13 protein-coding genes are annotated in these 10,464 nt (G+C 64.1%); 9 read left to right on the top strand and 4 right to left on the bottom strand.

Annotation, left to right across the window (positions count from 1 at the left end; translation table 11 throughout):
• Positions 1–701 precede the first annotated feature (701 nt).
• A complete protein-coding gene (locus GW587_RS13810; protein ID WP_229259434.1) occupies positions 702–1,139 on the bottom strand; it encodes a GNAT family N-acetyltransferase in 438 nt (145 codons plus the stop codon).
• 12 nt (positions 1,140–1,151) lie between these two features.
• Positions 1,152–2,552 (bottom strand): APC family permease, encoded by a 1,401-nt coding sequence (locus GW587_RS13805; protein WP_166103733.1) that lies wholly within the window; start codon positions 2,550–2,552, stop codon positions 1,152–1,154.
• A 95-nt stretch (positions 2,553–2,647) separates the two neighbouring features.
• On the opposite strand from GW587_RS13805, the gene GW587_RS13800 reads away from it, so the two are divergent.
• Both GW587_RS13800 and GW587_RS13795 read left to right on the top strand, forming a co-directional pair.
• On the top strand, positions 2,648–3,166 hold the full coding sequence (locus tag GW587_RS13800; RefSeq protein ID WP_166103730.1) for a DUF1003 domain-containing protein: 519 nt from the start codon (positions 2,648–2,650) through the stop codon (positions 3,164–3,166).
• 136 nt (positions 3,167–3,302) lie between these two features.
• Positions 3,303–3,719 (top strand): cupin domain-containing protein, encoded by a 417-nt coding sequence (locus tag GW587_RS13795; RefSeq protein ID WP_166103726.1) that lies wholly within the window; start codon positions 3,303–3,305, stop codon positions 3,717–3,719.
• On the opposite strand, the gene GW587_RS13790 is transcribed toward GW587_RS13795, so the two are convergent.
• Both GW587_RS13790 and GW587_RS13785 read right to left on the bottom strand, forming a co-directional pair.
• Positions 3,712–4,395: a pentapeptide repeat-containing protein gene (locus tag GW587_RS13790; protein ID WP_166103723.1), complete on the bottom strand. Its 684-nt coding sequence runs from the start codon at positions 4,393–4,395 to the stop codon at positions 3,712–3,714. The genes GW587_RS13795 and GW587_RS13790 overlap by 8 nt on opposite strands.
• A 4-nt stretch (positions 4,396–4,399) precedes the next feature.
• Positions 4,400–4,852, bottom strand: a complete 453-nt coding sequence (locus tag GW587_RS13785) for a nuclear transport factor 2 family protein (protein ID WP_166103720.1) — start codon at positions 4,850–4,852, stop codon at positions 4,400–4,402.
• Positions 4,853–4,866: 14 nt separating this feature from the next.
• Between GW587_RS13785 and GW587_RS13780 the strand changes: the two genes are divergently transcribed.
• The 7 genes from GW587_RS13780 to GW587_RS13750 all read left to right on the top strand — a co-directional run bounded on the left by GW587_RS13780 (position 4,867) and on the right by GW587_RS13750 (position 10,464).
• Complete coding sequence (locus GW587_RS13780) at positions 4,867–5,817, top strand: ROK family protein (RefSeq protein ID WP_166103717.1); 951 nt, start codon at positions 4,867–4,869, stop codon at positions 5,815–5,817.
• On the top strand, positions 5,814–6,563 hold the full coding sequence (locus GW587_RS13775; protein ID WP_166103715.1) for a copper homeostasis protein CutC: 750 nt from the start codon (positions 5,814–5,816) through the stop codon (positions 6,561–6,563). The genes GW587_RS13780 and GW587_RS13775 overlap by 4 nt, the downstream gene beginning before the upstream one ends.
• 95 nt (positions 6,564–6,658) lie before the next feature.
• Positions 6,659–7,330 carry an amino acid ABC transporter permease gene (locus GW587_RS13770; RefSeq protein WP_166103712.1) on the top strand — a complete coding sequence of 224 codons (672 nt, stop codon included), beginning with the start codon at positions 6,659–6,661 and terminating at the stop codon, positions 7,328–7,330.
• Positions 7,330–8,001, top strand: a complete 672-nt coding sequence (locus GW587_RS13765) for an amino acid ABC transporter permease (RefSeq protein ID WP_166103710.1) — start codon at positions 7,330–7,332, stop codon at positions 7,999–8,001. Before GW587_RS13770 ends, GW587_RS13765 begins: the two co-directional genes overlap by 1 nt.
• 1 nt (position 8,002) lies before the next feature.
• Positions 8,003–8,737, top strand: coding sequence for an amino acid ABC transporter ATP-binding protein (locus GW587_RS13760; RefSeq protein WP_166103707.1), 735 nt, complete (start codon positions 8,003–8,005; stop codon positions 8,735–8,737).
• Positions 8,734–9,654 (top strand): isoaspartyl peptidase/L-asparaginase, encoded by a 921-nt coding sequence (locus GW587_RS13755; protein ID WP_166103704.1) that lies wholly within the window; start codon positions 8,734–8,736, stop codon positions 9,652–9,654. Before GW587_RS13760 ends, GW587_RS13755 begins: the two co-directional genes overlap by 4 nt.
• An 18-nt stretch (positions 9,655–9,672) precedes the next feature.
• A complete protein-coding gene (locus GW587_RS13750) occupies positions 9,673–10,464 on the top strand; it encodes a transporter substrate-binding domain-containing protein (RefSeq protein ID WP_166103701.1) in 792 nt (263 codons plus the stop codon).

The raw sequence follows: 10,464 nt of genomic DNA, 5'->3' as shown, positions 1-10,464 counted from the left end.
CGGCGCTCTTCGCTTACCGTTACAACCTCGATTGTTTGCTTGTTCCTAGTCATATGCACAGTCCTATTCCTATCCGTAAGAATAGCGCATAGGCCGTGTACGGTGAATCAGGGGGCTATCTCAAACTCGGCCGACAACGTTCAGCATAGCAGCTTGCCCATATGCAAAACTTACAGTTTTTACTCTCGGCTGATGCCGCTCCATTGCGGACGGTCATGGAATCTCAAATGAGGCTGCGTTGCCCACCCACCATCAGCCGGAGAGCCGAAGGGGGACCGCTCCTAGTCGCTACGCGGCTTCTACCTCGCCACTTCGGCAGGAGTTATTTTATTGACGTAAGACCTGCAATTCAACTGGTCGCCTACGTAAGCGCAGGCCGTATTCGTTGTCGCCACTGACGCCGACCGCGTAAGCTGAGCTCGCTCAGTCAACTGTTCATGGGTCGTTGCGCAACCGGATAGCGACAATATGGCCGCTAAAACCATCGCTTTTCTCATATATCCTCCGTGTTAAATGTGAATACTCTCCTTCTATCCATTCTGCCGATAACTATGCCAATCGCGCCTTTACACGGTTGTTTAAGGAACGCTTCTGACGGCACTCGGCCGATAGACAAGAATACCATCTTGCGAAAATGAGAAGCTCACCAAATCCCACGCCGACCTAACTCCCCAGGCGCGTTGACACGCCCCGCAGCTCCATTACGAATGCCAAATGCCGAGTGGCAGCAGATAGAAAACTTCGTTTCCTTCGATCCGCTCGCGGATCCATCCTTGCGCGACGTAGAAACGGTCTGCTCTCGTTCTGGCTCCGGTACTTAATCGGACCTGCGGCCAGCCTTGTTCGAACAGCCACTTAACCGCCATCGCCAGCAGTTGTTTGGCGAGTCCCCTGCCCTCGTACTGCGGCGATATGAACAACGCCCAGATCGACGCGTCCTTGCTGGCTGCGTAGCAGAAGCCTGCGACCTCGCCGTCGACTGCGGCGACCCAGCCGCGTCCCGACAGCTCAAGATAATCTTCGTACATTTGCAGTGTGATGCGACTCGGATCGGAGAGCACATTTTCTTTGACGTCGAGCCGAATCTTCGACATCGCTGGTATGTCCGCCGATGTCGCCCGCCTGAATTGAGTCTGCATGATATTTGATCGTTAGTTTGGATGCTTGCCTGCTCGTGTCGACGCTTGCCTCGCGAAGTATAAGTAGACCGGGATGCCTGCAGCAACCAGCGCCGCACCCGCCAAAGCGCGGACGGGCGCGGATAGCAAGGTGTTGAGCATCAACGCGGCGCTAACCACAATGAATACCGCCGGCACCAACGGATAGCCCGGAACCCGATAAGGCCGATCCATCTGCGGCAGCGCGCGACGCAGCACGTACACCGAGGCGACGCCCAGCCCATTGAAGAACAGCAGCGCGAACACGATCATGTCGCTCAACGCGTCGAACGTGCCGGAAAGCGCAAATAGTCCCGCGCACACGCCCACCACCAGCGTGGCATTTACCGGTGCCCTGCTTTTCGACGAGACGGTCGCCAGCCATGCCGGCAACAAGCCGTCGCGGGCCATGCCGAAGGGTATGCGTGCGATCGACAGCGATGTCGAATGCAGCGCGCCAGCCGTCGAGATCAGCATCGCGGCGATCAGTAGCGAGGCGCCGCCCGCGCCGGCCACGCGCGCCAGGACCGCGCCAGCCACCGAGGCGGTTTCGGGCAAGCCGGCGATCGTCTTGGCGTCCAGCGCGAAGAAATAGCCGACGTTCACAAAAAGATAGAGCGCGATGATCAACACGCTGGCGCCAATGATCGCGCGCGGCAGCGTGACACCAGGGCGTCGCACCTCCTCGGCCACGAAGGACAGGTCGGCCCAGCCGTTATATGCCCACAAGGCGCCGATCATCGCCGCGCCGAAGCCTGCGACTCCGCCCCGCGCGCTCGCCGGGACGTCCGCGCACGCGACGCTTTCCGCGTTGCCCGCGAAGTGCGCGATCGAGCCGCCAGAGTACCAGAAGGCGGCGCCCCCTATCCCGACGATCAATAACAGCTTCAGCACGGTCGCCACGGCGAAGATTCTGCCGTTGGCGTGCATCGAGGCGCAGGCCAGCGCAGTCGTGACGGCGATCGTCGCTTGCGTGGCCAGCATCACCTCGCCCGGCGACAGCGCGCCGCCGCTCAAGTCGTTCAGGAATACCGCGAACACCATGGCGATCGCGGCGATGCTGGCCGCGCCGTCGAGAAACGTCTCCATCCAGCCAAACAGGAAGGCCCAGAAACGGCCGAAGGCGGTGCCGATATAGGCATAGTGGCCGCCCGAACGGGGCAGCATCGCTCCCAGTTCCGCGAAGGTGAGCGCGCCCGCGAGCGTCAGCAGGCCCGCCGCCGCAAAGGCCAGCAGCACCAGCCATGGCGAGCCGACGTTACAGGTCATCACGCGGGTTTTTGTGAAGATGCCGGTACCGACGACGTTGGTCACGATCAGCGCCATCGCCGGCAGCAAGGTCAGTGCGCGGGTCAGCGACGCTTTGTCGGTCCGTCCATCGATACCAATATCCATCGGCGCCTCTCGGGACGTGGTTGTTTATCTGTCGCGCTTCGTTGAACGAGTGTACCATCTGCGCAAAGCTTACCAAGGCCACTTCCTAAGGCGTCATGAAATCCTCTGAAATCCCACCTCCCGCAGGCGACGCTCACGTCGACCACCTACGCTTTCATCGCGAGCACGAACACCTGGCCAAGCCTTTCGGCGGCGATATGTTCGGACTCAAGGCGGAAGCCTTCGCCAGGCTATTCGGCACACCCGGTTTTCTCGGCGTGCAGACCGTCCTCGTGGCCGGCTGGATCGCGGCCAATGTGACGGGACTGGTGAAGTTTGACGTCTACCCGTTCATCCTTCTGAACCTGGCATTCAGCCTGCAGGCGGCTTACGCTGCGCCGCTGATCCTGCTCGCGCAAACACGCCAGGCGTCGCGCGACAAGGCGCTTTCGGACGCCGACGCCAAGCACCGCGAGGCGATCTCCCTGGCTTCCGCCCAACAATCCAAACAGATGCTGGAACTACTCCGTCAGAACACCGAACTCACGGAGATCACGAAAGCCATGGCGCAACGCATCGAGAAGCTGACGGCGGAAATGCACTGCCACTTCCTGGAGGATAAGCGCGAACATTGATCGATTGGTGCTTAGGCGGCACCAGAGTGCTTACCGATGCGTGTCTACCGCGAGGCCCGGCTGTTACCTACAATCCGGCGCGCGATAATCGCTACCGGTACTCAGCCGCACTGAGATTTCTATGAAGGACCCGCCAATGTTCCGCCTCTCCCGCCTCCTCTGCGTTCTCTTGCTTGCCGCCGGCGGCGCACAAGCCCAGAACCATGCCCATGAAGTCCCGTCCAAGAAAATCGTCACGGAACTGATGACCAAGGCCTTGCCTGATATGCCAGGCAAGGAAGTGCTCATGCTGACGGTCGTCTATCCGCCGGCCGGCGACGACGAAATCCACCGCCACGATGCGCACGGCTTCGTTTATGTCCTCGAAGGCGAGATCGTCATGGGCGTCAAAGGCGGCAAAGAGCAGACGCTGGGCCCAGGCCAGATTTTCTATGAAGGCCCGACCGACATCCACACGGTGGGACGCAACGCCAGCAAGACCAAGCCGGCGAAATTCGTCGTCTTCCTGCTCAAGGATCAGAACAAGCCACCCGTGATACCGGTCGCTAAATAACGATCAGATCCAGCTCGCGCATGAAGCTTGCGGCTTGGGCGTGGGAGATCACCGCGCCTTTAAACAAGCCGGCCTCGTTCAGCTTGACGCCTTCGATATCGGTGCCGCGCAAATCGGCGCCCTGGAATTTGGCCAGCTTCAGCGTGGCGTTGCGCAGGCTGCCGCCTTCGAACACGGCGTCGCGGAAGTCGCAGCCGGCCAGGTAGGCATCCGAGAAGTCCAGCTCCTTCAGCGTGGTTTTCTTGAACGAGAAGCCGCGCAGGTCGGCGCCGACCAGCAGGCATTCTTCGAAGCTGACCGCCAGGTGCGACACTTCTTCGAACGAGGCGCCGGTCAGCTTGCAGCCCCGGAACGTGGCGGCGGCCAGTTTGCCCCGTCGCCATTTGGTGTTATTCAGGTCGCAGCCTTCGAAGCGTGCGTCGACCGCGTCGACCGATTCAAGGTCTGCGCCACCGGCGCGGCAGCGCAGCAAGCTGACGCCGGCCATTTTGCAGGCGAACAGCGTGGTGCCGAGAAAGGTGCAGCGTTCGAAGCTGCAGCCTTGCAGGTCCAGGCGCGACAAGTCTTCGTCGTCGAAGCTGCACGATTCGAAGTTGCGTACCGATTGCGACAGATGCTCTTCAAGCTCGGCGCGCGTCAGGGCGACGCCGGTGATGGTGGTGTTCTTCGATTCCATTGATTTACTTGGCCTCGCTGGACCAGACCTTCATCGTCTGCACCGCCAGCAGCTTGCAGGCGCCGCCGACGTTCACATAGGTGCGCAGGAACTGATAGCGGTTGCTGCGGAAGGTCTTGCCGTCCTTATTCCATTGATCGACGGTGCTCAGGCCGCGCAGCACGACGGTGTCGCCCTGCACATGGGCGTGGACCTCGCTGGTGGTGCGGGCCTTGTAGATGGTGGCTGGCTTTTCGGAACGGGCCAGGATCGCGGCCTTGGTTTCGATCTGCGATCCCAGCGTGTGCACCCAGACGTATTCGTCGGCCAGCAGGTCGCGCAGGAACGGCACGTCGCCGACGCGCAGCGCTTCCTCATACTGCGAATCGCGGGCGATCAGCGCGTCGGTGGGCAGGCATGGCGCCGCCAGTGCGGATAGTGGAAGTACGCTCAAGGCATACAACATCAGCTTTTTCATCTATCATTCCCGTCATGAAAAGTCATACGATTATTTGTTTCGATATCGGCGGAAGCGCGATCAAGTGCGCCGGCGCGGCCGACGACGGCCAGGTCGGCCCTTTACGCCGCGTCCCGACGCCCACCAACGACTTCGACGCCTTCGTCGCCGCCATGCGCGCGTTGATCGATTCCGCCGGCGCCGTGCCGCGCGGTGTGGCCATCTCCATCGCCGGGGTCATCGATCCCGCCGATGGCCGCATCAAGTGCGCCAATATACCTTGCATCGATGGCCGAACGCTAGCCTCCGATCTTGAGGATGCATTCAATCTCCCGGTCTGGATCGCCAACGACGCGGATTGCTTTGCGCTGGCCGAGACGCAGGCCGGCGCGGGACGCGGCCATGCCAACGTCTTCGGGCTGATATTGGGCACCGGCGTTGGCGGCGGCCTGGTGATCGACGGTCGCTTGATCGGCGGCCCGGGCGGCTTCGCGGGGGAATGGGGACATGGGCCGGTGGCGGCGCACTTTGCGGGCACGCCGCCGCAGGCGATTCCGCGATTCGCTTGCGGCTGCGGCCAGATCGGCTGCCTGGATACCGTCGGCGGCGCGCGCGGGCTGGAGCGCCTGCACATGGCGCTGCATGGCGCGGCGACCATCGCGCTCGACAGCCGGCAGATCGTCGATGCATGGCAGGCCGGCGATGCCGACGCGGCCCGCACCATCGATTGCTTCATCGATCTGCTGGCCGGTCCGCTGGCGATGCTGGTCAATACCATCGGCGCTTCGGTGCTGCCGGTCGGCGGAGGGCTAGCCAACAGCGCAGCATTGATCGCCCGCTTGGACCTCGCTGTGCGCGGGGCGATCCTGCGCAAGACTACACAGCCCATTATCGTGTCCGGCCAGTCTGGTGCGGAGCCGGGGCTGATCGGCGCTGCCTGGCTCGGCCTCGCCAAAGCTGCGGCCCCGGCAAAGGCCGCGCCATGACTGGGCACCCGATCAAGCTGGAAGTCTGCGTCGACAACACGCACGGGCTGGCCGCAGCGATCGCCGGCGGCGCCGACCGCATCGAGCTATGCGCGGCGCTGGAGACCGGTGGTCTGACGCCGAGCGCGGGCCTGCTGCGGCTGGCATCGGCATCGCCCATTCCGGTGGTGGCGATGATCCGTCCGCGCGGCGGCGCGTTCTGCTACGACGGCATCGAGATCGACCAGATGCTGGGCGAGATCGATGCCGTGGCCGCCGTGGGCTTGCAGGGAGTAGTGCTTGGCGCTTCGCTGGCCAGCGGCGATCTCGATCTGCAGACGCTGGAGCGGCTGCTGCGCCACGCGCGGGATCAAGGCTTGCCCGCCACGCTACATCGCGCCATCGATCTATGCCCGGACATCGCGCTGGCCACCCGCCACGCCGTCGATCTCGGATTCGAGCGCATCCTGACCTCGGGCGGCGCATTGGCCGCGACGCAGGGCATGGACGGCTTGCAGCGCTGTTTCGACGCCGCCGCCGGCCGCATCACCATCATGCCCGGCGCGGGTATCGGGCCGGATAACGTCGGGCAGTTGATGGAGCGCTTCCCGTTGCGCGAGGTCCACGCCTCCTGCTCGGTGGCGGCGCCGCCCGGATCGCCGCAAGAACTGGCCTTCGGCTTCGACACCGCAGGGCGTCGGCAGACCAGCGGCGCGCGCGTCGCGGCGTTGAAAGCGGCATTGGCACGGGCGTCTGGCGGCAGCTGATTGCGCCCTCCCTCTTGAAAGTCGCGCCGGTTTGTGTGACACTCGTCCGCATTGGAGTGAAACCGGTTTCACTCGGCTAAGCTGGAGCTGTACGTTTGACGTTCGATCCGACCATCCTCACTCCCTATCTCGGCGACCTCGCGGCCGGCGCGCGCCTGACCGCGCTGGCTTGCGCGCTGGCCCTGAGCGGCGCACTGGCGCTTGGCATATGCGTCGCCTTGATGCGGACCGCCGCGTCGGCGCCGGCCCGCCGAGCTGCCGAGATCTACGTCGACGTGTTCCGCAACGTCCCCTTCATCGTCCAGCTGTTCTTCCTGTTCTACGGCCTGCCCGAGATCGGCATGGAGCTCGACGCCTTCAGCACCGGCGTGCTGGCGCTGTCGCTGGCCGGCGGCGCATACACCTCCGACGCGATCCGCGCCGGCATCCTGGCCATCGAGCCGGGCGTGCTGGAAGCGGCCCAGGTCAGCGGCCTGTCGCGCCTTGTGATCTACCGCCGCATCGTGCTGCCGATCGCATTGCGCACCTCGGTGCGTCCGCTGGGCGCGGTGTTCGTCAACCTGATCCTGACCTCGTCCATCCTGTCGGCCATCACGCTCAACGAACTGACCGGCGCCGCCAAGATCGTCGCCGCCGACACCTTCCAGCCGTTCGAAGTGTACGCGGTACTGCTGCTGGCCTACGTGACGCTGACTTATGCGGTGTCGCTGTCGGCCGGCGCCCTGCACCGCCGCCTGAACCGCGACCGTGCGATGGGCAACGGCTGATGCGCTTCACCGACTTCACCCCCAACGATGTCCTGCTGCTGTTGCAGGGCCTGGGCGTCTCGGCCGCGCTGTTCGCCGCCACGACGCTGATCGGCCTCGCGATCGGACTGACATGGGCGACGCTGCGCTACTACCGCGTGCCGCTGCTGGCGCCCTTGTTCGCCGCCGTGGCCGAGCTGTTGAAAAACTCGCCGGTGCTGGTACAGCTGTTCCTGGTCTTTTTCGGTCTGCCGGTGCTGCTGGAGACAGACATCACGCCGGTGCAGGCGGCTGTCATCACACTGTCCGGCAACACCGCCGCGTTCATCTACATCATCGCCGTCTCCGCCATTGAATCGGTGGGCCGGGAGCAGCTGGAGACGGCGCGCGTGTTCGGCTTGAGCCGCTGGCAGACGTTGCGCCGCGTGGTGGCGCCGCAGGCTGCGGCCTTCGGCCTCGGCCCCTTGACCGGGCTGCTGGTCAACCAGCTACAGGTGACGTCGCTGATCTCGGTGGTCGGCGTGCTCGATCTTACACGCATGGGCGCGATCCTGAACCTGCGCACGCTCAAGCCATTCATCGTCTGGACCGTGGTCGGCCTGCTGTACTACCTGATGGCGAAACTGATCGCCAAGACCTGCGCCCGTCTCGAAACGCGCTTGCGCGCCCACACCGCTTGGAAAGGCTTGTAGCATGATTCACATCGAAGGCGTCGGCAAAAGCTTCGGCGCCACCACGGTGCTCGACGGGATCAACCTGCGCATCGCGCCGGGCGAAGTGGTCTCCATCCTCGGCGCCAGCGGCTCGGGCAAGTCGACGCTGATCCGCTGCATCAACGGCCTTGAAAAACTGGATCGCGGCACGATCAGCGTCGACGGCTTCGATGTCGCCGATCCAAAGCAGTTGCAGCAGGCGCGCCGCTGCTCGGGCACTGTGTTCCAGCTGTTTAACCTGTACCCGCACATGACGGCGCTGCAAAACATTGCGCTGGCGCCGGTCGAGATGCTGAAAGTGCCGCGCCGCGAAGCCGAGGAGCAGGCACGCGCGCTGCTGGCCTCCGTCGGCCTGGCCGACCGCGCCGACGCTTTCCCGGCCCAGCTGTCCGGCGGCCAGCGGCAGCGGGTCGGCATCTGCCGCGCGCTGGCGATGAAGCCGCGCTATCTGCTGTTGGACGAAGTCACCAGCGCGCTCGATCCCGAAATGACCGGCGAGGTGCTCGATATCCTGGCCAAGCTGGCGGCCGGCGGCACGACAATGCTGTTCGTGACCCACGAAATCGAATTCGCGCGCACCATCTCGAACCGCGTCGTATTCCTCGACCAGGGCCGTCTGCTGGCCGACCTGCCGACCGCGAAGTTCTTCGCCGCCGACGGCGGCCTGGCGCATCCGCGCATCACCCAATTCCTTACCCGTATGAGTAAATCATGAAAATGCTGCTTGCAAACGCCGAGGCCTGGCCCGGTTTCGATACCACCGTGGCGCAATTGAAGGACGGCGGCGCCGGCCTGGACGCCATGGTGGCCGGCATCGCCAAGGTGGAGCGCGAGGCCAAGGTGCGCAGCGTCGGCTACGGCGGCTGGCCCAATATGCTGGGCGAGATGGAGTTCGACGCCGGCGTGATGGACGGCACCACCCGCGACGTCGGCGCGGTCGGCGCGGTGCCGGCCACCCTGCCCGTCTCCGCGCTGGCGCTGGAAGTGATGCGCAATTTGCCGCACGTGATGCTGACGGGCGCCGGCGCGCGCCGCTTCGCGACCGAACGCGGCTTCGCTATCGACGAGACGCTGCACCCGGACAGCAAGCGTGTTTGGTGGGAGCGCCTGCAAAAAGAGATGTCGCCCGAGCAGTTGGCGGCCTTCCCCGACATTGCGCTGGCGCCGCTCAGCAACGCCATCACCGACCCGGAACGGGTGCGCGACACCACCGTCTTCCTCGGCCGCGACGCGAGCGACGGCATCGGCGTGGTCACGTCGACGTCGGGCTGGGCGTGGAAGTATCCGGGCCGCCTGGGCGATTCCCCCATCGTCGGCGCGGGGTTTTACGCGGACAGCCGCTACGGCGCCGCCGCCTGCACCCACACCGGCGAGATGACGATGCGCTGCGGGACCTCGCGCAGCATCGTGCTGGCGCTGCGCCTCGGTCATTCGCTGGGGGACGCCGTCAAGCTGGCGGTCGAGGAGCTGGGTGAATTGACCACCGGTTTCCTGGCCGGGGTGGTAATCCATGCCATGGACGCCAAGGGCAATCACAAAGTCGTGAGCTTCCGCTGCGAAGAAGAGATACGCTACTGGTATTGGGACGAGCGCATGGCCGCTCCGGAATTGCGCATCGCTGACAAAGCTTAAACCATCAAAGGACAGCACATGCATACGTTGAAACGCTACGCCGCCACCGCAGCTGTCGCACTGGCCGCCGTGATCGCGGCACAGGGCTCCGCCGTCGCCGGCCGCATCGAAGAAATCAAGGCCCGCGGTTATGTGCGCATCGGCGTTTCGCTCGGCGGCGAACCGGTCGGCTTCCGCAACGCGAAGAACGAGCCGGTCGGCTACGACGTCGATGTCGCCACGCAGCTGGCGGCGAAGCTGGGCGTGCCGGTGCGCTTCTCGGATGTGTCGAGCGATGCCCGCATCTCGATGCTGATGTCCAGGCAGCTGGACGTGGTGGTGGCCAATGTGTCGATCACGCCGCAGCGCTCGCGCGTGGTGGACTTCTCGGCGCCGTACAACCAGGCCGGTTTGCGCGTGATCGTGCAGAAAAGCGCCGGCGTCAAGACGGTCAAGGATTTGAACGGCAAGCGGGTCGTGGTCGGACGCGGCACGACAGCCGACGCCTTTCTGCGGCAAGCCGCGCCGCAGGCGATTTTCATTTACACCGACACCTTCGCGCCGGACGGCGTGCTGATGTTGCAGCAAAAGCGCGCCGACGCCGGCGTCGAGGATTCGTCGCTGCTCGACTACCTCGCCAGCAAGAACCCGCAGTTGGAGACGCTGCCGGGACTGTATGCGAATTCGCCGATCGGCATCGCCATCGCCAAGGGCGATCCGGCGCTGCTCCAGTTCATCAACAACTTCGTCGCCGACTACGTCAAGTCCGGCGCCTACGAGGCCAATTACAAAAAATGGTGGGGCCCGAACAACGTGCCGCCCAAGCTGTAA

This window comes from Duganella aceris (assembly GCF_011090165.1).
Taxonomy (GTDB): domain Bacteria; phylum Pseudomonadota; class Gammaproteobacteria; order Burkholderiales; family Burkholderiaceae_D; genus Rugamonas; species Rugamonas aceris.
The sequence above is the reverse complement of the archived record's forward strand: the minus strand, read 5'-3'. Positions and strand labels throughout refer to the sequence as shown.